General features: G+C 43.8%; 22 protein-coding genes and 1 riboswitch. Of the genes, 17 read left to right on the forward strand and 5 right to left on the reverse strand.

Features of this window, described 5'->3' with window-relative positions; genetic code table 11:
* Window positions 1-100: 100 nt before the first annotated feature.
* Window positions 101-664 carry a TlpA family protein disulfide reductase gene (locus tag MHH89_RS01825; RefSeq protein ID WP_076191350.1) on the forward strand — a complete coding sequence of 188 codons (564 nt, stop codon included), beginning with the start codon at window positions 101-103 and terminating at the stop codon, window positions 662-664.
* 582 nt (window positions 665-1246) lie between these two features.
* Here MHH89_RS01825 and cimA read toward each other — a convergent pair.
* The gene (gene cimA, locus MHH89_RS01830; RefSeq protein WP_076191352.1) at window positions 1247-2866 is read right to left on the reverse strand and encodes a citramalate synthase; all 1620 of its coding nucleotides are present in this window, start codon (window positions 2864-2866) and stop codon (window positions 1247-1249) included.
* A gap of 117 nt (window positions 2867-2983) precedes the next feature.
* On the opposite strand from cimA, the gene MHH89_RS01835 reads away from it, so the two are divergent.
* The 3 genes from MHH89_RS01835 (at window position 2984) to MHH89_RS01845 (ending at window position 6287) form a co-directional block, all read left to right on the forward strand.
* A complete protein-coding gene (locus MHH89_RS01835; RefSeq protein WP_282579938.1) occupies window positions 2984-4315 on the forward strand; it encodes a DNA polymerase IV in 1332 nt (443 codons plus the stop codon).
* A 161-nt stretch (window positions 4316-4476) separates the two neighbouring features.
* Window positions 4477-4719, forward strand: a complete 243-nt coding sequence (locus MHH89_RS01840; RefSeq protein ID WP_036689316.1) for a ferredoxin — start codon at window positions 4477-4479, stop codon at window positions 4717-4719.
* A 134-nt stretch (window positions 4720-4853) separates the two neighbouring features.
* Window positions 4854-6287, forward strand: a complete 1434-nt coding sequence (locus MHH89_RS01845; protein WP_076280960.1) for a L,D-transpeptidase — start codon at window positions 4854-4856, stop codon at window positions 6285-6287.
* Here the strand turns inward: MHH89_RS01845 and MHH89_RS01850 are convergent.
* Window positions 6284-6421 carry a hypothetical protein gene (locus MHH89_RS01850; protein WP_167348489.1) on the reverse strand — a complete coding sequence of 46 codons (138 nt, stop codon included), beginning with the start codon at window positions 6419-6421 and terminating at the stop codon, window positions 6284-6286. The two genes, MHH89_RS01845 and MHH89_RS01850, sit on opposite strands and share 4 nt — an antisense overlap.
* Before the next feature lie 209 nt (window positions 6422-6630).
* On the opposite strand from MHH89_RS01850, the gene MHH89_RS01855 reads away from it, so the two are divergent.
* The 6 genes from MHH89_RS01855 (at window position 6631) to MHH89_RS01880 (ending at window position 12465) form a co-directional block, all read left to right on the forward strand.
* A complete protein-coding gene (locus MHH89_RS01855; protein ID WP_036689322.1) occupies window positions 6631-7725 on the forward strand; it encodes a quinone-dependent dihydroorotate dehydrogenase in 1095 nt (364 codons plus the stop codon).
* A gap of 34 nt (window positions 7726-7759) precedes the next feature.
* On the forward strand, window positions 7760-8572 hold the full coding sequence (locus tag MHH89_RS01860) for a GTP pyrophosphokinase (RefSeq protein WP_036689325.1): 813 nt from the start codon (window positions 7760-7762) through the stop codon (window positions 8570-8572).
* A complete protein-coding gene (locus MHH89_RS01865; RefSeq protein ID WP_076130116.1) occupies window positions 8562-9014 on the forward strand; it encodes a DUF309 domain-containing protein in 453 nt (150 codons plus the stop codon). Before MHH89_RS01860 ends, MHH89_RS01865 begins: the two co-directional genes overlap by 11 nt.
* A gap of 101 nt (window positions 9015-9115) precedes the next feature.
* Window positions 9116-10636 (forward strand): RsmB/NOP family class I SAM-dependent RNA methyltransferase, encoded by a 1521-nt coding sequence (locus MHH89_RS01870; protein ID WP_076305904.1) that lies wholly within the window; start codon window positions 9116-9118, stop codon window positions 10634-10636.
* 2 nt (window positions 10637-10638) lie between these two features.
* The gene (locus MHH89_RS01875; RefSeq protein WP_076186699.1) at window positions 10639-11403 is read left to right on the forward strand and encodes a pseudouridine synthase; all 765 of its coding nucleotides are present in this window, start codon (window positions 10639-10641) and stop codon (window positions 11401-11403) included.
* Between the two features lie 261 nt (window positions 11404-11664).
* Complete coding sequence (locus tag MHH89_RS01880) at window positions 11665-12465, forward strand: Cof-type HAD-IIB family hydrolase (protein ID WP_036689337.1); 801 nt, start codon at window positions 11665-11667, stop codon at window positions 12463-12465.
* A 152-nt stretch (window positions 12466-12617) separates the two neighbouring features.
* Here the strand turns inward: MHH89_RS01880 and MHH89_RS01885 are convergent, their stop codons facing one another.
* Together MHH89_RS01885 and MHH89_RS01890 are read right to left on the reverse strand one after the other, a co-directional pair.
* Window positions 12618-14231: a DUF4179 domain-containing protein gene (locus tag MHH89_RS01885; RefSeq protein WP_341086169.1), complete on the reverse strand. Its 1614-nt coding sequence runs from the start codon at window positions 14229-14231 to the stop codon at window positions 12618-12620.
* Window positions 14215-14733, reverse strand: coding sequence for an RNA polymerase sigma factor (locus MHH89_RS01890; RefSeq protein ID WP_076309862.1), 519 nt, complete (start codon window positions 14731-14733; stop codon window positions 14215-14217). The genes MHH89_RS01885 and MHH89_RS01890 overlap by 17 nt, the downstream gene beginning before the upstream one ends.
* A 203-nt stretch (window positions 14734-14936) precedes the next feature.
* Window positions 14937-15028: riboswitch (cyclic di-GMP riboswitch) on the forward strand.
* Between the two features lie 117 nt (window positions 15029-15145).
* Between MHH89_RS01890 and MHH89_RS01895 the strand changes: the two genes are divergently transcribed.
* Window positions 15146-15994, forward strand: a complete 849-nt coding sequence (locus MHH89_RS01895; protein ID WP_076186691.1) for a DUF6612 family protein — start codon at window positions 15146-15148, stop codon at window positions 15992-15994.
* A gap of 172 nt (window positions 15995-16166) precedes the next feature.
* Window positions 16167-17270 carry an NADH-dependent flavin oxidoreductase gene (locus MHH89_RS01900; RefSeq protein ID WP_076301374.1) on the forward strand — a complete coding sequence of 368 codons (1104 nt, stop codon included), beginning with the start codon at window positions 16167-16169 and terminating at the stop codon, window positions 17268-17270.
* 78 nt (window positions 17271-17348) lie between these two features.
* Here the strand turns inward: MHH89_RS01900 and MHH89_RS01905 are convergent, their stop codons facing one another.
* Window positions 17349-18365 carry a CapA family protein gene (locus tag MHH89_RS01905; protein WP_076130122.1) on the reverse strand — a complete coding sequence of 339 codons (1017 nt, stop codon included), beginning with the start codon at window positions 18363-18365 and terminating at the stop codon, window positions 17349-17351.
* A 269-nt stretch (window positions 18366-18634) separates the two neighbouring features.
* Here MHH89_RS01905 and MHH89_RS01910 point away from each other — a divergent pair, with 269 nt between their 5' ends.
* The 5 genes from MHH89_RS01910 (at window position 18635) to MHH89_RS01930 (ending at window position 23650) form a co-directional block, all read left to right on the forward strand.
* Complete coding sequence (locus tag MHH89_RS01910) at window positions 18635-19873, forward strand: FprA family A-type flavoprotein (RefSeq protein WP_076309864.1); 1239 nt, start codon at window positions 18635-18637, stop codon at window positions 19871-19873.
* Between the two features lie 16 nt (window positions 19874-19889).
* Complete coding sequence (locus tag MHH89_RS01915; protein WP_076309865.1) at window positions 19890-21104, forward strand: NAD(P)/FAD-dependent oxidoreductase; 1215 nt, start codon at window positions 19890-19892, stop codon at window positions 21102-21104.
* A 28-nt stretch (window positions 21105-21132) separates the two neighbouring features.
* A complete protein-coding gene (gene rd / locus MHH89_RS01920; protein WP_076130123.1) occupies window positions 21133-21315 on the forward strand; it encodes a rubredoxin in 183 nt (60 codons plus the stop codon).
* A 47-nt stretch (window positions 21316-21362) separates the two neighbouring features.
* Entirely contained in the window at window positions 21363-22073 is a 711-nt protein-coding gene (locus MHH89_RS01925; RefSeq protein WP_051491610.1) for a Crp/Fnr family transcriptional regulator, read from the forward strand.
* Between the two features lie 167 nt (window positions 22074-22240).
* Window positions 22241-23650 (forward strand): extracellular solute-binding protein, encoded by a 1410-nt coding sequence (locus MHH89_RS01930; RefSeq protein ID WP_076133614.1) that lies wholly within the window; start codon window positions 22241-22243, stop codon window positions 23648-23650.
* The last annotated feature ends 126 nt before the right edge of the window (window positions 23651-23776 follow it).

The following is a 23776-nucleotide window of genomic DNA, read 5'->3' on the forward strand; positions in this document are numbered from 1 at the left end:
AAAAGTATATATTATTGTGTAAAAAATGGATGGTTTGAAATTTAACCTATTGAGGGTACAATAGTAGAAAACTATTCCAATCGTAAAGGAACAGATGACTATGAAAGCAAGTAATAAATTAAATATAACAGTATTACTCATAGTTGTATGTGTTGCTGTGTTTGCGGTGTGGTATAATCGTGAGCCAAAAGCAGAAGCTGTGCTTGCGCAACAAAATGAGCTGCCGATGAAGAGCGGACCTAAGGCTGGACTGCGTGCACCTTCGTTTTCACTTCAGGGAACAGATGGGACTACCTATGTTGTTGATGGCCCCAGAGATAAAGCGGTAATCCTTAATTTCTGGGCTTCATGGTGTGATCCCTGCCAGCAGGAAGCTCCTGAACTTAATACCATGGCCACTAAGTATAAGGATGTTCTAGATATCTACGGTATTAATGTGAGCAGTCAGGATTATAAACCCAATGCTGAACGTTTTATCAAGAAATACGGTCTTGTGTTTCCGGTTATGTTTGATGTAAAAGATGAGGTGTACAGCAAATATAATGGAGCTGTTTTTCCCACCAATGTGCTCATTGATAAGAATGGAGTGATCTCTGAGATTATTCTAGGTATTCTTAGCCCTGAAGAGTTGGAGGAGAAAATAATCAAGCTTACCGAATCATGAAGCAGGCTGTCCCATGTGGAGACAGATCTGCTTTTTTCTCCAAACAGCAAAAGTCTACAGATCAGCGATTCTTCTTTTTGGAGGATCGCTGATCTGCGTTTTTGGTCAGCCACGATTTGCTTTAGTTGACCCCAAGCATTAATTTCACTATACAGTGGAGCAGAAATAGCTGGAACCCCGAAGGAAGCCTCGTTGTACAATTGGGGAGTTTTTCCCTATTATTTCGAGATCTCGGGTCATTCAACGAATAATTAGGGAAAATATCCCTCTGATCTAGCTGTTTTGGTGGAAAATAATGAAATCACCCTGATTTTTAGGGAGGAATTCCCTGGTTCTGTTCATTTATAGCGAATATCGGCTATTTTCAGGGAGTTTTCCCCTAATTACTCTACCGCACCCGCACTCGCCCCCGCGCATCCCGCACCGCACACTGCCCATTGCTCACCACCCACCACCCAAAGTCTATGGGCTAAAGCAATAGTCCGTTACACAGACTATTTAATAAAAAGAAGCTGCCCTAAAAGTAGAATTCTACTTTTGGGAAGCTTCTTTTTTGTCTTACAAAATTCTATAAGTGATCAATTAATGATTGACCAGGCCTCTAGGTTCACTGCTGGTCGTCTTCTCATTCTCCAAAGAGAGCTCATTGAGAAGCGCGTAGCGCATACTGTCAACAAGTGCCTCCCAGCTGGCTTCAATTACGTTACTGGAGACACCAACCGTACTCCAGGTGTCTGTGAAGTTCTTGGATTCAATCAATACCCTTACCTTCGCTGCAGTCTGATCCTGTTCATCTATTACACGGACTTTATAGTCGGATAGATGCATTTCCTTTAATTGTGGGAAATAGGTCTGTAATGCTTTACGAAGCGCGTTATCGAGTGCGTTGACTGGACCGTTACCTTCAGCAGCGGTATAAAGATTCTCACTGCCAACTTTCAGCTTCACGAACGCTTCAGATACTACTGGATGTTCTGCGGTTTTCTCAACTAACATCTTGAAGGATTCAAAGGTAAAGGTTTCATTCATCTCGCCAGTAGCTTCCCGAAGGAGTAGCTCCAGTGAGGCATCGGCACCTTCAAACTGATAGCCTTGATGTTCCATCGTTTTGATTTTCTCGATCACCCGGCGAGCCTGCTCGCTGCTTGGATCCAGATTTAAACCCATGTCCTGCGCTTTGGAAAGTACATTGCTCTGTCCGGCAAGTTCGGAGACCAGCACACGCTGCTTGTTCCCGACAAGCTCAGGAGCGATATGCTCATAGGTCCGTGAATCACGCATGATGGCGGAGACATGGATTCCACCTTTGTGTGCGAAAGCTGCATTTCCGACATAAGGCTGATTTACGGGCAGATTAACATTGGCAACTTCACTAATGTAGCGGGCAGTGTTGGTAAGCTGTGACAATGAATCGCCTGGAATACAGTGATAACCCATTTTGATCTGTAGTGTAGGAATAATAGAACATAGGTTGGCGTTGCCACACCGTTCACCGTAACCATTAATGGTACCTTGTACTTGCCGTGCTCCAGCTCCGATGGCGCTAAGTGCATTGGCAACCGCTAGCTCACAGTCATTGTGAGTGTGAATTCCGAGATTGGCTCCGGGCAATTGTTGATTTAGAGCGGTAACAATCTCATGAATTTCGTAAGGTAAGGTCCCACCGTTGGTATCGCACATTACAAGCCAATCTGCTCCGGCTTCCCGGGCTTTGGACAGAACAGCTGCTGCATATTCAGGATTATTCTTGTATCCGTCGAAGAAATGCTCGGCATCAAAAATCACTTCAAGGCCTTGGCGTTTCAAGTAGGATATGGAGTCGCCGATCATGGCGAGATTCTCCTCAAGCGTAGTCTGTAATGCAGTGTGTACATGGAAATCCCAAGATTTTCCGACGAGTGTAGCAGCAGGAACCCCTGCGTCAATCATACGTTTTAAATTGTCATCGTTTTCGGCCAAGGAATTCTTCCGCCGAGTGCTGCCGAACGCTGTGATTTTGGCGTTCAGATGAAGCTCCTTGACTCTTTTGAAAAATTCAATGTCTTTATTGTTGCTTCCCGGGATGCCACCTTCAATATAGTGCACACCCAGATCATCGAGTTTCTTGGCAATCTTCAGCTTGTCGTCAGCCGACAGACTGATGCCTTCACCTTGGGTGCCGTCGCGTAATGTAGTATCGAAGATGGAGATGGACTTAGACATGAGAGTCCTCCTTATAGGGAAATGAATTTATATATTATAGCATTTTTACGCGGGAATGTAACAAAGAACTTTACAGCCTCTTAAGTTGACCTAACCGCAGCGGAGAGTTATTCTAAATTGGACAATAGAAAACCTGAGGATAAGAAGGTAGATATTGTGCAGAATGTTGATCAGTATTATCCAACGAGTGGCAGGGTTATCCTGCATGTCGATATGAATGCTTTTTACTGCTCTGTGCATGAGGCAGAGGACCCTGACCAATATAGAGGCAAAGCTACTGCGGTTGCGGGTAGTGTTGAATTGCGGAAAGGGATCATAGTGACTTGTTCCTACGTCGCCCGCAGAATGGGGATTTCGACGGGAATGCAGGTTCAGAAGGCGCTTCGTATTTGTCCATCGCTTATCGTTATTAAACCGGACTTCCATTTATACCGCAAATATTCTAATGCTTTTATGCAGATTGCATATAGCTATACTCCGTTACTGGAAGCAGTGTCCATCGATGAATGTTACCTTGATATAACTGGCTCCAGACAATTCGGTACACCCATGGAAATAGCGGAGACGATTCAGCGCCGTATAATGGAAGAATTGGGCTTGCCATGCTCAGTGGGGATCGCTCCCAATAAGCTGCTTGCGAAGATGGCTTCCGATTTAAAAAAGCCAAACGGCATTTCGGTGCTGCGGCTGCGGGATGTGCCTAAGATTTTATGGGACAAGCCTTGTAACGAAATGTTCGGCATTGGTGGAAAAACAGCAGAAAAGCTCCGCAAACTGGGCATTTACAGTATTGGTCAATTAGCAGCGGCTGATGAAAATATGCTGGTTGAGAATTTCGGAGTTATGGGCTCATGGCTAAAGCGTGCTGGCAACGGTATTGATCATGGGATCGTTAATCCTGAGCGGGAGCAGAGTAAGTCGATTGGACACACCACAACATTGCCGCGGGATGTCATAGGTCTTGCTGAGGTACGACCGATTTTGTTGAATTTAAGTGATCAGGTAGCCCGGCGCTTGCGTAAGCAAGGTCTTGTTGCCTCAGGGGTGCAGCTGACCATTCGGACACCCGATATGAAGACCATAACCCGTTCGCGTCAGCTAGAGGCTCCTTCGGAGAGTGGGGAGGATATCTACAAGTCCGTCTGCGATCTATATGTTCGTCATTGGAATGGGGAGAAGCCTGTGCGGCTGCTGGGTGTGACCCTGCAGGGCTTGATTGCTAAAGAGGATTCTGCCATTCAGCTTGATTTGTTCGATTACGAACGTCAGCCTAAGAAAGAGTCTCTTAACAAGACTATGGACATGCTACGTAATAAATTCGGTGAAAATGCAGTGTTGACCGCCGGGATGTTAAGCGATTCTCACTCTGCAAGGCTCCGCAATCATAAAGAACGTGGCACTTCGTTGCAAAAGGATAATCTTCTATCTGTCGAGTCTGATAAAGAGTAACAAGAACATTCTATGACATGTCAAAATAGATGCCGTAGAATGCGTCAGAAATGCAAACGTATTGAAAATCGATTGAAATTGTATTCTTTTTATATTAATATGAGAAAATATAAGACGCTGGTACAACAGCGCTGTATTGTTCAACGGGAGGCAGAGATAAAATGGCTAAGTACACTTGGGTCGAAAAAGACACTTGTATCGCTTGCGGTGCATGTGGCGCAACGGCTCCTGATATTTTTGATTACGATGACGAAGGTTTGGCAGAAGTTATTTATGAAAATGACGGAAACCACGGCATCACAGCGATTCCGGATGATTTGTTTGATGATCTCCAGGATTCTTGTGATGGATGCCCAACCGACTCTATTAAAATTGCGGATGAGCCTTTTAACAAAGAGGGCTAATTAGCCGGGATTTTGTAACTTCTAGCACAACATAAAGACATCTCTCGCGAACTTTTGTTCAGCTAGGGATGTCTTTTTTGCGATGTCTGACCGATATTAATGTAGGAAGGAATTATAAAATTTCGGAGGTTCCGATGAAAAATTCTCAGCACCTCAAAGCATATGTACAGATGCATCCAGACAATAAGATGGCATGGTACTTGCTGGGTAAGGAATACTATAAGAACGGTCAACAGGGGAAAGCTAACTATTGCTTCAATCAGGCTGGAGAAGTATATGAAGCTTTCGAGCATAGTAAGGTGCCTGCGGAAACGCTACGGGAATATGAGGAAGGGCTGCTTCAGGCAAGCCGCCAGCGGGACCGAAGGCAGCAAAGATTCCGCTACATTATGCTTGGGCTGATGCTTCTATTACTGGTTATGGTGCCATCGGCTGTGGCTCCGGGTCTAGATATTGCGGGAGATCAGGATACGGTCCAAGACACGGTTACTTCTGAAGTTAAAGATCCGCTTGATCAAAAAGATGTTGAGAAGGAACCCGTTCTAGAGGCACGAAAAATGATGTATACAGCGCAAGAGAGTGGAGCTTCGGCTTCGTCAGGGAAGCTGATGGCAACTATGCTAATGCGCGAGGAACCGTTTCAAGCTGCTATTTTGGGCATGGAGCGGGAAGGGAAGTGGCTGCTGTGGAAAGAGAAGCTTCCGCTTAATTCCACACTGCAGAAGAATGGGAACGGACGGTTGGTATACCAATCCTATGATCCAGCGGCATGTGCATGCGAACCGCCAGAGCAAGGGGAACTTGCGGTGGATGCAGCTAAGTGGCAGGGGGATCAAGAGGAGCTAGCTACATTATGGAGTGCAATGAGGTCTTATCAGAATCATAAAGGCAAGCTTCCGGCTTCTCTGGCGGAATTGACCAGACCTTTTCCGGAAAATTGGATTGGCGGGACGACACCAGTTATGAAACGTGAGTTCAAATCTCTTAAGGAAATAGCAACTGCTAAGGCACTGGGTACACCGGAAGTTGCGGGTGAGCCTCCAAGCTCAACTGCTGAGGCGGGAATGGGCATACCGACGGCGTTAAGCGAGAGTGGAAGTAGTGGAAAGGGCGTTCCTTTTTTTGACCAGCCGCTTAGAGTGATTGTGGATAAACAAAAACACCGCTTGGCAGTAGTCAGCGGCTCTGTTATTCTACGAAATTATGAGGTAGGGCTTGGGGGAGACAAGACTCCGGAAGGCAATTTCATCATTACAGATAAAGTGGTCAATCCAAACGGTCATGATAATGGGGAGTTCGGAAGCCGCGGACTACAACTTTCAGATAGTAATTATGCTATTCATGGCACCAATGAGCCAGAAAGTGTCGGCAAGGATGAATCCCTTGGCTGTATTCGGATGAGTCGAGAAGATGTGGAAGAACTATTCGCTATGATTCCAAAAGGAACAAAAGTGGTGATTAGTAAAGGGGTTCTGCCTGACAAGCAGCTGCTGCCGGCGAAACGCTTCAACCCTGCTGCTCCATATGATCAGACCAACCCCCACAAAGTATACCACTGGCTGAATTAGTTCCCGGCAACTATAAACAGAACGATGATGAGAAGAATTAGTAAAGTTAAACTTACGCCGATCCACATTAGCGCTTTACGATTAACTTCTTCTTTCTTTTGCTGCAAAGTTGGTGGTTTACGTTTAGTTGACATCCAGCATACCTTCTTTCTCTCTTAATCGCTGATTACCCCTATATTGTAATGCGTTTACAAGAAAATTACTATACTTTGGGTTAAGCTCTCTGCACACTTACAGGGTAAAATGCTTTTCTTTTGTTCAAGAAAAGGCTAAAATTAAGAAGAAACCTACAGAATCGGGTAGACACGTGGATTAGTGAAGTACCCCTTAAGGAGCGAGAACGGTGTTGTATCGTAATTTTGGTAAACCAATTTTCTTTAAGCTGGACCCTGAGAAGGCTCACCATCTCGTCATAGGTGGATTGGATAAATCATCATCAGTTCCAGGGGGAAGCGCGGCATTGCGTTTAATGTATGGCGTTCCTGAAACGGCAGATTTAGCAGTTGATCTGTTTGGCATACATTTTCCGACTCCAGTTGGACTGGCAGCAGGCTTGGATAAGAATGCCGAGGCCGTTTCTGGATTCTCTTCGATCGGATTCGGATTTATGGAAGTGGGGACGGTTACCCCTAAGGGTCAACCGGGTAATGATAGCCCGCGTTTGTTCCGTCTTCCCTCTGATGAAGCTCTGATCAATCGTATGGGCTTCAATAACGAAGGGGCTGACGCTATGGCAGAGCGTCTAAAAAAATTAAAAAATCGCAGAGTTCCAATAGCAGTAAATATTGGACGGAATAAAATAACTAGTAATGAAGCGGCTCATGAAGATTATCGTCAGTGTATCCGTACGCTTTATCCGTACGGTGATTTTTTTGTGGTCAATATCAGCTCACCAAATACACCGGGGCTGCGCAGTCTCCAGCATGGCAGCGAATTAGCGTTCCTGCTGGCACAAGTAAAGGAAGAAATGGAGATTCAGCGTAAAGCCACAGGCATGAATAAGAGCTTGTTGGTTAAGATTGCTCCAGATGTAAGTGACTCTGAGTTGGAGTATATGGTTCAATCACTGACAGAAGCTGGTATGGATGGTATTATTGCTACGAATACTACATTGAACCGGGATGGACTTAGTCATGAAAAGGCTAATGAGACAGGTGGATTAAGCGGTAAGCCACTTCGTGACCGGTCAACGGAAATCATTCGTAGGATTTATCGCCAGACTGAAGGGAAGATGCCGATCATAGGTTCAGGGGGCATATTCACCAGTCAGGATGCGTATGACAAGATAAGAGCAGGCGCAAGTCTGGTCGAAATTTATACAGCACTCATCTACGAAGGACCTGAGGTTAACCGCAGGCTGCATGCCGGATTACGGCAGCTCTTACGGCGGGACGGATTCAGTCATATCTCTGAAGCAGTGGGTGCTGATCATCACTGATTGAAGGAGTCGAAAGGACAGGAGGACGAAGGCGATGGACGGCAGGGACTGGGGAACTTTTTTGCTTCCATATGAACAGACTGTGGAAGAATTGAAAGTTAAATTCAAAACAATGCGTTCGGAGTTGAAGAAAAGAGAGGAATACACGCCGATTGAATTCGTAACTGGTCGTGTAAAGCGGCTGTCAAGCATTTTGGAGAAGGCTAAGCGCCTGAATGTGAAGATGGAGGATCTGGAGACAGGCATTGAAGATATAGCCGGGATCCGGATTATGTGCCAGTTTGTGGAGGATATCCGCAGAGTGGCCGAATATATCCGGGCTCGTAAGGATCTTGAAGTCCTGTATGAGAAGGATTACATCACCAATTATAAAGAGAGCGGGTATCGCAGCTTTCATATGATTATTAAATATCCTGTGCAGACAGCTCTGGGACAAAAAATAGTGCTCGCAGAGATCCAAATTCGTACACTAGCTATGAATTTCTGGGCAACCATAGAGCACTCTCTGAATTATAAATATCGGGAAAGCTTGCCGGATGAAATGCGAGTGCGCCTGAAAACCGCAGCTGAAGCAGCCTCCATCTTGGACAGCGAAATGTCCAGTATTCGTGATGAAATCCTGGAAGCGCAAAAGACCTTCGAGGAAAACTCGAATATGACGACTCAAATTCTCAAATCTATTCATCAATTGTATTTCTATCATTTGGTGAATGAGGCTATAGATACTCAGGCTCGATTTAACGAAATATGGCAGGCTCAGGACATGGAAGCGATGAAGGAGCTTCTGGATCATGTACGGGGACTTCTCTCCGCAGCTAAAAAGGATAGTTTGCCGGATGGCTTATGATCCGTTGTACTTGGCGTATCTAGTGTACTTTAATCGTGACCGGGATTATTTCGAATGTCACGAGGTGCTCGAAGAGCTATGGCTTGCCAAGCAACGCGACCCATTGTACAAAGCACTTCTCCAAGTAGCTGTTGGGTTGTACCATTGCCGTAATAATAATATGCGTGGTGCAACGATTATGCTAAGCGGGGCTGCTGCCAAGCTGGAAGAATATTCAGCAGTGACACTCGGCATTAATTTGGCTAAGCTAGTGGTGGAAGTGAAGGATTATGTTCGCCGCATGGAGTCGTGTGAGCAGCAGCCATTTTCTTATTATGATCTGACTATAGAAATCATTGATCAAGGTCTAGCGGATGAAGTGAACTCTGCGGCTGAGGTGATCACACCGAATAATCCTCAACGACGAGGTCCTCAAAGACCGACCTCTTCTCATCGTAAATAATGATCCTCTATAAATGAGTATTGCCAAAGGAACACCCGTAAGGGTGTTCCTTGAATCTTTAAACACCTAAATTTTAGCAGTACTATCAGGAGGACGGCATCATGGCGGCACAACTGCCCAGTTCTTTCAGCGAGCGTATGATGGACTTGCTGGGAACGGATTATAATCAATTTGCGGATTCGTACAAGGAGACCCCTAACGGAGGCGTTCGTGTTAATACCTTGAAAATTTCAGTGGAAAAATTGCAAGCTCTTTCCACTTTAGAGCTGGAACCCATTCCGTGGTGTCCAACCGGATTCTATACAGAGGATGGGGCCAGACCAGGTAAACATCCACATTATCACGCGGGATTGTATTACATTCAAGAGCCAAGCGCTATGGCACCTGTGGAACTGCTTGATGTACAGCCAGGAGATCGTGTCCTTGATTTATGCGCTGCACCTGGGGGCAAATCCACACAGATTTCTGCCAAGCTCTCAGGAGAAGGCTTGTTGATTACCAATGATCTTCATCCAGAACGCACGAAAGCCTTAGCCAAAAATCTAGAGCTATATGGGGTGCGCAACGGTATCGTACTAAACGAAAGTCCAGATCATATTGCAGCGGCATTCCCGCTTTATTTTGACAAAATCTTGATTGATGCTCCATGCTCAGGTGAAGGGATGTTCCGTAAAGACGAAGACATGGTGAAGCAGTGGGATTCAGGTACACCTGCCAAATATGCTGCCATGCAGCGGGATATTTTACGTTCTGCTGCAACAGCGTTGGCACCGGGAGGTACACTTGTCTATTCAACCTGTACATTTGCTACAGAAGAAAATGAAGAAATTATAGCGGAGTTTATTTCTGAACATCCACAGTTTTCGGTGATTACAGTTGGAGGCACTGGCTCATTTGCTCCTGGTTTTGGAGAACTATCAGGGACAGCAAGACTATGGCCGCATAAAGTAAAAGGTGAAGGACATTTCATGGCTGTGCTGCAACATGTGGGGCCAAAGGTATCTGCAGAGGAACGTGATCAAGCCGAAGTTAAGTTGAGTGCAGTTACACGGAATACGAATAAAAAAGGCACTGCTCATATTAAATCCGCAAACAAACCAGAAGCCAGACGAGGGAAAGAAGGTAAGTTCTCTAATAAATCTGCTGCTGGCGCTGAACGTGGCCGTCAAGGTTCAGGAGAAGAGCAAGCCTTGGCTGCATATGGAGATTTTATAAAAGACCAGCTTGGCTGGGAGCCAAAAGGGTATCCGATTTTCTTCGGTGATCATCTGTACATCTCCCCACTACCTAAGGAAAGATTAAATGGATTAAAGGCGATTCGTCCAGGATGGTATGTAGGACATGTCCGTAACGGCAGATTTATCCCAGGACATCCAATGGCTACCGCGTTACACCCTGAAGAGAGCTGCCGAAGTGTCTCACTTTCCAGTACGAGTAATGAAGCTATTTCCTATCTTAAAGGAGAGACATTGTTGATTAGTCAAGAACGTCTCTCTATTAAAATAGGAACTACCCAAAAAGGATACGTACTGGTCTGCATAGATGGTTATAGTGCAGGCTGGGGGAAGTGGCAGGACGGTGTGCTCAAGAATGAATATCCCGCAGGCTGGAGGTGGATGTAAGAATGAGCCTATCAGGGAAAACTGCAAAAAAGCAGCGTTTAGATAAAGTATTGTCCCATATGGGGGTAGGATCACGCAGCGATATTCGTAAACAAGCCAAGCAAGGTTTAATTACCGTGAATGGTGCAGTCGTCAAGGATAGTGGATTTCATGTAGACCCTTATCACGATAAAATTGTGGTTGGCGGCGAGCTTGTTACCTATCGTGAATTTATTTATCTTATGATGAATAAGCCACCGGGAGTTCTGTCGGCAACAGAGGACAAGCGGGATCGGACCGTTCTGGATCTTTTAAAGCAGGAATATGTACAGTTTGAACCTTTTCCTGTAGGAAGGTTAGATAAGGACACAGTAGGGCTGCTTCTGCTCACCAATGATGGAAAGCTTGCTCACGAGCTATTATCGCCACGCAAGCATGTCCCTAAGACGTATGAAGCAACAGTTGAGGGAGACGTAGACGCAGACGATGTAGCGGCTTTTGCGGCAGGTGTCGAGCTGGAAGATGGATATGTTACTTTACCTGCACAGCTAACTATATTGGGAAGAGAACGCGGCAGTAAAGTAATCTCACATATTTCGCTGATCATCACAGAAGGAAAGTTTCACCAGGTTAAGCGAATGTTCCAAGCTGTCGGCAAAAAAGTCACTTTTCTGAAACGAGTATCTATGGGAGAATTGAAGCTGGACGAAAGCCTGCCACTGGGAGCTAGTCGTGAACTTACGCTAGAGGAACTGGCACTCTTAAGTACAGAAGCATTAGAACAATAATATAGAGAAAAAATGGTATGTAAATTGAATTTGGAAACTTGGGATAAGGGGATGGAGTGGCGGAGGGGAAGTTTGGAACTGTAAGAGCGATAGCGACCGCCTTTGTTTCCGGATTTCAACCACTAGTAAACGGTATAAATCAAGAAATCTGGAAACAACAGCGGCTGGAAGTCCAAATATTCACCGCAGTTGCGACTGAAACTTAACTCAGATAGCCAGGTTCAATATATATAGAAAAAGAAAGACAAGGATGGTGGGAGTATGAGATACAAACTGATTGCACTAGATGTAGATGGTACACTGTTGAATGATGATCACCACTTGAGCACTGAGAATAAAGAAGCCATTGCTGAGGTTACGCGTCTTGGCGGGCAGATCGTGTTATGTACCGGCCGCAGTCCGCAGAACTCGATTCCTTTTATGGAGGAAATGGGGCTGTCTGGTTATGTGCTGGGTCATAATGGAGCTGCTACGGTTCGTGTGAAAGATCGGGAAGTGCTGCATCAATACGGTATGGATGCTCGTGGTCTTGACCCTTATATTGATTATTGTAGAAAGCATGATATTCATTATGATGTGAATACGGCTTTTGATATGTATGTAGATAATGTAGAAAACCTGACCAAAGAAGCCAATTATATGTATGAACACTTCCGTATCGTGCCGGCTACACTGCCAGCATGGGAAGATTTCCGTGAACCGGTTGTTAAGTTTACTGTATTTACACAACCAGAAATCCTTGACGAAGCTGAACGTGAATGGCGTACTTGGACACATGAGTACAATATTTTGCGCAGTGGTGAATTTTTCGTTGACTTGATGCATCCGGAAGCCTCCAAGGGCAACGCCTTAAAGAATCTGGCTGTGAAGCTGGGAATTCCGCAAGAGGAAGTTCTTTCGATCGGTAATTATTTTAATGATATTTCTATGCTTACATACGCGGGTATGGGCGTTGCGATGGATAATTCTCCGGTTGAGGTCAAAGCGGCAGCGAATGCTGTCACGGGGTCTAACAACGAGCATGGTGTGCGAGATGCGCTGGTTAAATATTGTTTATCTTAATAATGGAAAGCATAAAGCGGACTTGAGTCCGTTCTATGCTTTTTTTGTTGTGAAGGAAATAAAAGAGATACATAAACAGAAATGATTTTATCCATAAATAACCCGCCCTTAGGATTAACTAGAAAGGGCGGGACATAGATTAACTTCCTGCATTAAAGTTTAATTTCCTCGTTCCGGCTAGGATCGCTATATTTATAGATTCCAGGGTTCAGTTCGATTTTTTCGTCGAAAGGGATATCTTTGTAGCTATCAATATTAGTTCCTGTAGATATCATGCCCTTAGGTGTAATTTCAGGCACCACTTCTTTGCCATTAATCCGTAACGTAGTTTGGTTAACGCTTTTGAAGCCAGAAGATTTGGATGTTGATTCGACAATCAAATTTTCGCCCTCAGTATAGTAAGTGAATTCAATTTTTAACCCATCGACATCAAGTGAAGTGAACTGCTTTTCTTCTTTAGGTTTGTTTATAGTGATCCAATTCTTAGTAGTATCACGTTTCTCAATGACAGCATCCTTTAATATAAGTTTCATTGGAACATCGGACCAGTCGTTATACCATTCCGGAGATTCGAATTGAAATAAATGCTGGTAGCTTTCGGAATGATCTCCTTTCAAATTCCAACCCCCAGTGATTGTTTGATCACCTATAACCAACTGAGCGGTATTATAGTGGACAATTCCTTTTTTAAGCGAATCATTTTCATCTATTAGAATTTGGATATCTAAAGGGGTAACCACTAGCTGATCTAAGGTTATGCCGGTCTTTTCTTGAAATTCAGGACTGTTATACAGTTTCTTAGTGTAAATCGCCTCACTTGCTTTTTGTCCATCTGCTTTAAAATCGAACTTCCACGTACCTGAAAATCGTTTCGCTTCTTCAATGTAACTAAAATGAAGACTAGCTTCCTTCCAATCTGATTCAGTTATATTGAAAACCTGTTCAATAAATAAATCCGATCCTTCGTTAGGCATGATGGTTGGAATTGCTTCATTCTCTTGACTACCAGTACTAACTACCAAATGTGGGTTACCCCGTCCTAAGTCAGATGGTGATGCAGCGACTTTGTAACGGATAATGGTTTGATTGGAAACATATCGAACGGATTCGATTTGAATGCTTGGATATTGCTTAACTCCAGTATTGATAGTATCCCCTGCTTGATGATTAGATTGTAAGGGAATATTCCGATCACTGTAAAAAATGAGATTCCGTGCTTCAAACCTGTAGTCCTTTTTATCATCCTTTAATGTATCGGGTGTCTCATATACTCCAATGAGTTTCTGGCTTTCAGGATCGTATTCTAAATAACCGTATACCTTTGCCTTGGCACCGGATTCACTAGTCATGATGTTTTCCTCTGTAGCAAATCCAGTATATTTGGATAGATCAGATTTAGTATCAAGTGATAACAGCATTTTCATTTTTTCTCCATCAGTTACAACACCGTTCAAATTCATTGTTACTCCTGAACTGGAAGTTTGAAGATTATACTGTTGACCGATGCCGTTATTTAATGCATTGCTCACACTTCGACCACCAATTTTATCCCAATTAATCGTCATACTAGCGAATACAGGAATGGCTACAAGTAAGAGGCAAGAGAAGACAATACTGATAGGAATAACCTTTTTATTAGACCTAGGAGTATTCTGGGAGGCATGCAGATTTCTTTGACGTTTATAAGCTTCTTGTTCTATGGCAGTCCACATCAAATCATAATCCGGTCGGGGAATATGTTTATCTTTTTCAATATAGAGACTCATTACTATTCAGCTCCTTTAGTTGGGTTCCACCCATTCTATTTAGTATTTTAAGTCCCTTGTTCAGTCTGGATTTTACAGTTCCTTCGGGTATGCTCATAACTTTAGAGATCTCGGGTACAGTCAATTCGTTTATAAAACGAAGGACTACTACCATTCTGATTTTGTCAGGAAGCTGACTGTATAACCCTTGTAATTCTTTTTTAGTTTCCTGTCGATCCAAACGTTTTTCTACAGGGTTTGATTCCTCAGACCTGGATAATAAATAATTACGTACTTCTTTCATCCACCCCGTCTTACGCCTTTTGATCACACTGTTGCACTCATTCGAAGCAATTCGTAAAATCCAAGCTTTCAAGTTTCTTACCTTCGACTTATCCGCTAAGATAACTTTTACAAATACCTCTTGGGTAATATCCTCCGCATCTGCCTGATTTTTCATTAAGTAGTAACAAAAATAATATACTTGTTCTTTATAGAGCTCGAAAATTTCCCGGTCACTCATTTTGCTGCACCCCCTGTCTTTGCTGTTCTCATTAATAAGACTTATAAGCGTATGTAATCGTTCATTTTTCATTTTGATTGTAGTATTTCTTCTGAGTATCATAGCGAATTCGAATGGAAGATAAGTCGTTTACAGGTAATTATAACCATGATAAAATTAGCGGTGGGACATGCGTCCGTAATCTATTAAAACTAATTGAATGTCCGCGTTAAAGGTAAAATCATCGAAAGATGATGACACAAAGCCATGGGTCTAAAACCTTTCGACAGAAGGAAATGATCGCCAGGCCGCCATAGGGATGTCTTATGAAGCATAAAGGATAGCTCTAAGAATATGTAGTCTATTTTGAGCTCTTTTATTATTTCGACCTATACGGCGTTACATTATCGCAAGGGGCCGAAAGGGGAAGTACATGAACAGTTTTTTCAAAACAATAGGTACTAGTTTGGCAGTAGGTGCTTTATTGCTGTCCGGAACGATCGGATGGATGTCTAATCCAGGAGTAGTGTCTGCAGCTACCTCAACAGTAGTAACCGCGGATCAGATGATCAGCAAAGTAACGGCAGCCTCCAAAGCAATAAAGAATTTCCATCTGGATGTGACCAAAAAACAGGATATTCAAAGCGGCGGGGTGCGTATCAGCAACACCAACACTCTGAAGCTGGATATCAACCGTCTGCCGAATTTTGCCGCAGCAGGCACTGTCGCTAGTAGTCTTTTAGAAACATCGTACAGTCTATATGCCAATGACAAGGAGTTTTACTATCTTGTAGACGGAAGTGAACTGATCGATGAATCTGAAGATGAAGGTTACGACGATGACGGGGAGCCAATCGATCCTGATGCACAATATTGGCTTGGACTGGAGAAAACGGAATGGGATGCCTTTTACTCTAAAGGCCAATACGATCCTGTTTCCATGCTTGATTCGGTCAAAAGTTATAAAAAATCCATGAAAGTCAGCACTGCTGGCGCACAAACAGTCTTACAATTCACGGTAACCGATCCGACAGCAGCTAAGGGGATAATCAAACTCTATGACCAGGAGAACCTTTGGGATGGAGAGACAGTTCAACCCAAAAGCGTAACGTGGAAATTATTCGTCAATACTAAGACCTGGCAAACGGAAAAGCTGACAGTCGATCTGAGTTATGTACTGGTAAGTGATGGAGCCAAAGATACATACACCACGAAAATCGAAGCTAAATATTCCAAAAATAATAAAGGTGCAGCCATTGTAAAACCGGCCGAACTAGAATAATAAGGACCATTCATATCGAGCAAAAAGCGCTGTTCCAATGAACAGCGCTTTTTGTTGTATCCAACAGCAGTTCTTTATTAGTTGACAAGAATAAATCATTGCTGTAATTTATATGTATGCGCATGTATATAATAATTTATCTAAATATAATTTAATGAAAGTTGGGAAAAAGATGATAGCACTAGACACAGCATTAACTTTTCGCAGAGGGCTGACATTAAAAAACCGAGTGGTTATGGCTCCAATGACCACGCGAATGAGCTTTTATGACGGTGTAGTAACACAAGATGAATTGAAATACTATTCGCTAAGAACGGGCGAAGTAGGTGCGGTCATCACTGCGGCAGCAAATGTACAAGAGGGTGGAAAAGGATGGGAAGGTGAACTTAGTGTTTCCTCCGATGAATTTATTCCTAGCCTCAGCCGATTAGCATCTACTATTAAACGAAATGGAACAAAGGCTATTTTACAGCTATTCCATGCAGGAAGAATGACAGATTCAAAAATATTGCGTGGCGTACAACCCGTTTCCTCCAGCGCCATTGCTGCCGAACGCCCGAATGCAGAAATTCCAAGAGCATTAACAGAAGATGAAATTTTCGGTGTAATTGAGGATTTTAAAAAAGCGACTCAACGTGCTATTCAAGCTGGATTTGACGGGGTAGAAATTCATGGAGCAAACACATATTTAATCCAACAATTCTTCTCTCCACACTCCAACCGTCGTGAAGATCAATGGGGCGGAAGCTTAGAGAAAAGATTTAATTTCATTAACCAATTAGTGGATGCAGTTATTGCTGTCGTTGACAATTCAAAGGTTAAGGATTTTATTGTCGGGTATCGTTTTTCTCCAGAAGAATATGAAGAGCCTGGAATTAAAATCACCGATACCTTTTATCTTATTGATAAATTAGCTGATAAAAAGCTGGATTATCTGCATATTTCATTAGGGGATTTTAAGAAAGTATCTGCATCAGAAGATTTTAAAGAAAAATCAATCCTGCAATATGTACATGAGAAAATCAATGGCCGTGTACCTTTAATTGGGGTAGGAGATATCCGTACCAAACAGGACGCAGAGGACACGTTGACAAATGCTGAATTAGTAGCAGTAGGACGATCTCTTATCATTGATCCTCATTGGACAAGTAAAGTGCTGGAGGGTAAAGAAGATCTCATCAGAAGAGTACTTGCTGATCAAGATAGAGAAGAACTTGTAGTAGAGAATGGTATTCTAGAATTCCTTAAATTAATGATGCCTGATCGTTTACGCTAAACCCAAACACAGTTTTGAGGTCTAAATCTATAACGTTCCGCGGTAAATTCCGCGGAACGTTATTTTTCTGTAACGACTCTATTCCCTCTTTAAGATTGTTGTCGTATGTTTCAACATTCGATTCATGAGATTTCGCCGTTCTGTTTTTATGTCGGTGTCGCTTCTCTTTAATGCGTCGCGGATGGGGATGATCTCTGTAATTTTCCTGCCGCTTTTTATTCTTCGATCTACACAAGTCGGGATGTAACCTACGTTAGTTATACTCGTGTGTCCTTTTTCATCCTTCTTTATTTTAAGCGTAAGAATGATACCGCTTTGTGTATAAGGAATATTCATTAGTTTAGTCGAAACAAAATTCCCCAATGAGTAAATAACGAATTGTTTTTTTCCACGAAGCGCTAACGGTTGAAGAACATGTGGGTGAGACCCCAGTATGATGTCGGCGCCATTTTTAAAGAAGAGATTGACCAGCTCTTTTTGCCTCTTGTTTGGAGTGTAACGATATTCGCTTCCGAAATGCAGATAAAGCAAGACTAGATCGACTTTCTTTTTTAAATCTCGAATCTCCCGAATGATCTTGGGCGTAGATATCCGGTTAACCAGCCATGGCTTACTCACTGGTACAGGAATTCGGTTGGTTCCTGCTGTGTAGGAGAGGATGCCAATCGTAATTCCTTTGACGTTTTTAATAAGCGTTCTCTTGGATTCTTCTAATGATTTAGCTGTTCCCGTGTGGTCGATTCCATTACGGTCCAGAACTCGTAACGTCCGAACCAGACCCGGGGCACCATAATCCATGCAATGATTGTTGGCCGTTACTAATACGTCGAATCCGGCTTCCTTAAGTGCAGGGGCCAGTTCGTCTGGACATTTGAATATCGGACCGCCTGATCGGGGACTTTTCCGGCATTCGGGGCCACTTCCAGCAAAGGTGGTTTCGAGATTGCCAATCGTTAAATCAGCCTGTTTCAGATAAGGAGCTACTTTTGCAAACAGGGGGCTGAACGAATAGGTTCCGTCAGGCTGTTTAGCATCCGAAATAATATAACGTTTGACCATTAGATCTCCCACAGCAGCTATTTGTATTTCAGTCATGGATATCCACCTTTTTATTATTTTCATTAGGATATGGCATAAAGTTGTTATGGGTTATTCTTTCTTTAAGGCGAAGTGCAAACATTTGTGTGGCTTTTTATTTAAAATGTGACTCAACGCATAATCACTTTATTTAGATCGTCTAAATTTAAGGTATTCATTTTTTTCAAACTTTTATAATTTGATTCAAATCCTCTTTTTTGTTTGGCAGCCATAATAAAATAAGGTTGTTGATAAACATTATCAATCAAACATTGGAGGTTAAAGAAATGAGTACACAATTCAAAAAAATCGCCGAGGATACTTACTGGATAGGCAAAATCGATAACCGCCCGGTTCCATTTCACCGCCTGATTCTGGCAAAAGGAACTACCTATAATTCTTATTTATTAAAAACAGGTAAGCCAACTGTCATTGATACCGTAGATATGGAATTCGGACGTGAATATGCCGAGTGTCTGGGTGAAATGATTGATCTTCTAGATATCCATTACATTGTAATTAATCATACAGAGCCTGATCACTCTGGTGGACTGGCAGCTCTCGCTGCCAAGGCTGCAAATGCCACGATCGTATGCACCGAGATTGCTGTTCCCGAATTGCAGGAAATGTACAAGCTTCATAGCCGGAACTTCCTGGTGGTTAAAGACGGAGATAAGCTGGATATTGGCGGGAAAACGCTGCTGTTTAAAGAAACACCGTATCTCCATACCGCAGAAACGATGATCACCTATTGTATCGAAGATCAAATCTTATTTCCTTGTGATATTTTCAGCACGCATGTTGCGGTGGAGAATCTATTCAGCGATGAAGCCGGGTTTGATATTACGGAAGATTTCGAGGGCTATTACGCAGCAATTATTCATCCTCACAGAAGATATGTAAGAACCCTGTTAGAGGCTGTTAAGGATCTTGAGATCCGGATGATCGCTCCTTCCCATGGATTTGTGATCCGGAAGGACATACGTAAATATATCGGGATGTACGCCACATTGAGCCGTGAAACGACGCAAGGAAAAAAGGCAACCATCGTATATACCACCATCAAAAACAGTACCAAGAAGATGGCCAAAATCATACAGGATTGCTTGCAGGAAAATAATATAGAGACAGAGGTCTGGGATGCAGATAAAAGTAGTGCCACTGATATTCTGAACAGCATAACGTCAGCGGACGCGGTCTTTATTGGCAGCTCCACTAAATACGCGGACATGATTGGGAACCTGGAGAACATTCTGAAAGAATTGCACAATATGAATCTGGAAGGTAAACTTGCTGCAGCCTTTGGCTCCTACGGCTGGAGTGGTGAAGCCATTGAAGTCATTCAGGATTATCTGAATGGAACAAACATGACGGTGCAAAGCACATCTGAGGTTATTAAAACCACGGGGATGACACATGTAGAGTTCCCTGTACGAATCAGATTTTCCCCGAAAGAGCCTGAGAAAGTTCAAAAAATTAAAAATGCGGCTGAATTTGTTTCGGATTTGCTGCTGAGTTCATTTTAGGGAGGAGGAACATAGGATGACAAAACATTACGTTATTGTTGGCGGAGGAGTAGCCGCCGTCCATGCCGCCAAAGCCATCCGTGATCAAGACGCAGAATCGGAAATTTCGATCCTCGGGGAGGAAAGTCAACTGCCCTATAACCGGATTAAGCTGACCAAAGGGCTGTTTACCGACCTGCACAGTGAGAAGGTGCTGATTAAAAAGGAAAAATGGTACCGCGATAACCGTATCTCCGTAAAAACCTCGACCCGAATCCGTTCTGTCCACCCGGACCGGCAAATAGTTGTGACAGAAGATGGGCAGAGTGTTTCTTATCATAAGCTTTTATTGTGTATGGGAGCGAAGAATCGTGCACTCTCCCTTGAGGGCTTCGCCCTGAACAATGTTCATACCCTCCGGGATATGAACGACGCGGACAGATTGAAAGAAAACCTGCAGGATGGCAGCCATGTAGCCGTAATCGGTGGGGGAGTGCAGGGAATCGAAACCGCTTGGGCGCTGCATGAAGCGGGATATCAGGTAACGGTGATCGAAGCTTTTCACCGGTTGATGGGCAGACAGCTTGATGAGAAATCCTCACAGCTCCTTAAAGAGAACCTTGAACAAGCAGGTGTGAAGGTTATTCTTCGAGCTGATGTAGCGTCTATAACAGGAACTGAGTATGTTACCGGAATTACGCTGCACGACCAATCTCATTTTTCCTGTGACCATGTAGTCTACTCTATTGGTATTGTACCGAATACGAAACTGGTAAGTGGCTCGAATATTCAAGTCCGGCAGGGCATTATCGTAAATGAACAAATGCAAACAAATGATCCGCATGTGTATGCAGCCGGAGATGTGGCTGAAATTAACGGGCATGTGGAAGGACTGTGGGGCGGAGCGATTGAGCAGGGCAGGATTGCCGGCAGTAATATGGTCGCCAATCTGACGGCGTATCGTAGAGCTGTTCCGGTTACCTTGTTTACCGCCTTTGGTATCTCTTTATTTTCGATAGGCAACGTGGATGAACAGTGTTGCGATACGGCGGTAAGCGGAGATGACAATGGGGCGTTTACGCGTATCTATGTGAAAGATAACACAATGATCGGTGCGATATCCTGGCAAGGTGCAGCTGCTTCTCTTGGGTATAAAACCGCTGTAGAGTATGGCATCTCCCTTGAGGGGATCGATGTTAACAGGAGTAGCATCGAGGAGATTATGGCTGAAGTACAAACCAGGTTGAACTAAACTATTAACTTTTTAGGAGATGATAAAGATGAAAAAATACATTTGTCTACCCTGTGGTTATATCTATGATCCGGCATTAGGCGATCCCGATGAGGATGTTGTTGCAGGCACTGCATTTGAAGATTTGCCTGAAGATTGGGTCTGTCCGGTATGCGGTGAAGATACCAGTCATTTTGCGCCGGTTGAAGATAAAAAAACTTCTGTATCCTAAAGGAAAGTAGGAGTTGTACAAAAAAATGAACAACAGGGGGGACAGTTATGAAGGAGTATTCTTGCCAATACGCTGCTGAACCTTGTACCCGCAAGGTGCCTATTTTTGCTGCGTTAAGCGATGACGATCTCTCCCGGATCAGCGCTATGATCAAGCATCGTAAGTTTACTAAAGGTCAACCTTTAATTCTGGAAGGGGCGCCGTCAGATACGCTGTACATTATTCAGCGAGGGCATGTTAAATTATCCAAAACAACTCCTGAGGGCAAGGAACAAATTTTGCACATCTTGACGAATGGAGACTTTTTCGGGGAACTGAGCATTTTTAACAGCGATGAGCTGAGTAACTTCAGTGCTTATGCTCTGAAAGACACTAACATTTGCATGCTGACCCGAACGGATATGGAGCAGCTGATGAGGGATAATCCGGATATTTCGCTCAGACTACTGAAGAGTGTGACCAAAAGACTAGCCCATACGGAAAATCTGGCGCAAAGCCTGGCGACCAAAGATCCCGAAATACGAATTGCTTATATGATCATGGAACTCAGCGACAAATATGGTAAGCAGCGTGGCACTCATATTCATATTGACCTTCCGTTGTCTCGTGAAGAGCTGGCCAGTTATGTTGGGGTCACCCGCGAAACTATTAGCAGAAAATTCTCAAGGTTTGAAGATTCAGGTCTTATTGAGCTAATCGGAAACAAGCAAATGCTCATTATAGATCCAGCCGGTTTGGAGAGTTATATGGGGTATTAAGAGGATTACGGTGTATTGACCGCTCTGTATGACACCGTGGGTGCAGAACATACGCTATATGGGGCCAGACTCCGATACTTGTCGTTCCCAAAGGATTTCAGTATGATGAATACTATATAAACTTGTCCCTATGGGCTCGATTAATCGGAAGATGGCGAGGAAACCCAATGCAGAAAAGGAATAGCAGAAAATTTTTCCGTATCAGGCTAGAGGAAATGATTCAAACCTTGCGACATGAAATTCATTCGGGAAGTATAGCGATCGGCAGTTATCTTCCTTCAGAAAGCGACTTAGAGGTGCGCTTCGGACTTAGCAACGCTTCTGTGCGCAACGGGCTCAAGGTGCTGGTGGATGAAGGCTTAATTGAGAAAATTCCGCGTGTTGGCAATCGGGTAATTCCCCCCGTAGAGGAAGGCAGAACGACGATCAAGTTCGGATATGTGAACACCATCCCCAAGCTTGTAGAGATGCAAGAGCTACTGAATGAGTTCGGCAAACGCTATCCGCATATCGACGTTCAGCCGCTCGAGTTGTCTTCAGGAAACTACTCGACATCTTTGAAGGAATATTTGCAGTCGGAAATCATGGATGTCGTACTGATGAATAATAACAATTATCAGGATTTTTTGGAGCAAGGCTGTACGGAGCTGCTGGAGCCGATGGAGGAACAGCCGGACACGTATCGTTTTCTTTCCGACCCGTTCCGGTATGGTGACCGTAATCGCGTTCGCCCCTTCATTTATTCTCCAGTCGTGCTTTGTTATAATAAACAGCACTTTAAGGAAGCCGGCGTATCACCACCAGACAGTAGCTGGACCTGGGACGATTTGTTCGCTAATGGTCGAAAGGTAGCTGAAGGTCATGACTGGTATGGTTTTTATTTTTATTTGCCTTCTCGTAACCGGTGGCCGTTGTTCCTGCTTCAGAGCGGTACGACGTTTGCGGCAGAACAGGATGACGAAGGCAAATTCCGGTTCAGTGGCTCAAAGCTACTCGACAGTTTAGGAACCATTCGTAAGCTGATAGGCATGAAGGATGTATTTCCAGCCGTATTGTCCGAGAGCGATGCGGATGCGGAAGCCTTGTTCTTGCAAGGCAAAGTGTCCATGATTATGACGACCTATTACTTCTTGAATCAATTGCGTCAATCCGATTTGGCATTCGATATTGCTCCATTGCCGCGGCTGCAAAATGCTGATACGCTGCTGATTATAAATGGACTGGCGGTTAACAGCAAATCACAGAACAAGGATGCATCCATGCTGCTCGTTGATTTTCTCACCTCACACGAGGCGCAACTGATCATTAGGCGCAAAACGCTGAATATTGCAGCCAACCGTTTGGTGATGGATTGGGAAGGTGAGGAAGTGGGGTATCGTCCGGCCCGTTTTCAGCTTTACCGTGAGATCTTCCCTACCTATCGTCTGGTTACAGAGCTGGGTTTGAGCAACCTCCAGTTGAAAGAGATTCAACGTGATATCATGATGTTTGTTTCAGGTCTACTGGACAACGACGAGTTATGCCGCAGGCTTGAGGAAATATTGAATGCGGTAAATCAGGAGACTCAGCACTCTTGAGGACTGAAAGTTTATGTGAAAATCCCGGCACAGGTTCAATTCTGAATCTGTGCTTTTTGGTATGTTGAAGTATTTGTTTGTTGCACAAGAATTGACTCATATATGACTCATAATAAACATAAAAAC

Origin of the sequence: Paenibacillus sp. FSL H7-0323 (genome assembly GCF_038002725.1) — a bacterium.
GTDB classification, from domain to species: domain Bacteria; phylum Bacillota; class Bacilli; order Paenibacillales; family Paenibacillaceae; genus Paenibacillus_AQ; species Paenibacillus_AQ odorifer.

Bases quoted from the DNA above. Each gene is read 5' to 3' on its own strand.
- MHH89_RS01825 (WP_076191350.1), top strand. From the start codon at position 101: ATGAAAGCAAGTAATAAATTAAATATAACAGTATTACTCATAGTTGTA.
- cimA (WP_076191352.1), bottom strand. From the start codon at position 2,866: ATGTCTAAGTCCATCTCCATCTTCGATACTACATTACGCGACGGCACC.
- MHH89_RS01840 (WP_036689316.1), top strand. From the start codon at position 4,477: ATGGCTAAGTACACTTGGGTCGAAAAAGACACTTGTATCGCTTGCGGT.
- MHH89_RS01845 (WP_076280960.1), top strand. From the start codon at position 4,854: ATGAAAAATTCTCAGCACCTCAAAGCATATGTACAGATGCATCCAGAC.
- MHH89_RS01850 (WP_167348489.1), bottom strand. From the start codon at position 6,421: ATGTCAACTAAACGTAAACCACCAACTTTGCAGCAAAAGAAAGAAGAA.
- MHH89_RS01860 (WP_036689325.1), top strand. From the start codon at position 7,760: ATGGACGGCAGGGACTGGGGAACTTTTTTGCTTCCATATGAACAGACT.
- MHH89_RS01865 (WP_076130116.1), top strand. From the start codon at position 8,562: ATGGCTTATGATCCGTTGTACTTGGCGTATCTAGTGTACTTTAATCGT.
- MHH89_RS01870 (WP_076305904.1), top strand. From the start codon at position 9,116: ATGGCGGCACAACTGCCCAGTTCTTTCAGCGAGCGTATGATGGACTTG.
- MHH89_RS01875 (WP_076186699.1), top strand. From the start codon at position 10,639: ATGAGCCTATCAGGGAAAACTGCAAAAAAGCAGCGTTTAGATAAAGTA.
- MHH89_RS01880 (WP_036689337.1), top strand. From the start codon at position 11,665: ATGAGATACAAACTGATTGCACTAGATGTAGATGGTACACTGTTGAAT.
- MHH89_RS01885 (WP_341086169.1), bottom strand. From the start codon at position 14,231: ATGAGTCTCTATATTGAAAAAGATAAACATATTCCCCGACCGGATTAT.
- MHH89_RS01890 (WP_076309862.1), bottom strand. From the start codon at position 14,733: ATGAGTGACCGGGAAATTTTCGAGCTCTATAAAGAACAAGTATATTAT.
- MHH89_RS01895 (WP_076186691.1), top strand. From the start codon at position 15,146: ATGAACAGTTTTTTCAAAACAATAGGTACTAGTTTGGCAGTAGGTGCT.
- MHH89_RS01900 (WP_076301374.1), top strand. From the start codon at position 16,167: ATGATAGCACTAGACACAGCATTAACTTTTCGCAGAGGGCTGACATTA.
- MHH89_RS01905 (WP_076130122.1), bottom strand. From the start codon at position 18,365: ATGACTGAAATACAAATAGCTGCTGTGGGAGATCTAATGGTCAAACGT.
- MHH89_RS01910 (WP_076309864.1), top strand. From the start codon at position 18,635: ATGAGTACACAATTCAAAAAAATCGCCGAGGATACTTACTGGATAGGC.
- MHH89_RS01915 (WP_076309865.1), top strand. From the start codon at position 19,890: ATGACAAAACATTACGTTATTGTTGGCGGAGGAGTAGCCGCCGTCCAT.
- rd (WP_076130123.1), top strand. From the start codon at position 21,133: ATGAAAAAATACATTTGTCTACCCTGTGGTTATATCTATGATCCGGCA.
- MHH89_RS01925 (WP_051491610.1), top strand. From the start codon at position 21,363: ATGAAGGAGTATTCTTGCCAATACGCTGCTGAACCTTGTACCCGCAAG.
- MHH89_RS01930 (WP_076133614.1), top strand. From the start codon at position 22,241: ATGCAGAAAAGGAATAGCAGAAAATTTTTCCGTATCAGGCTAGAGGAA.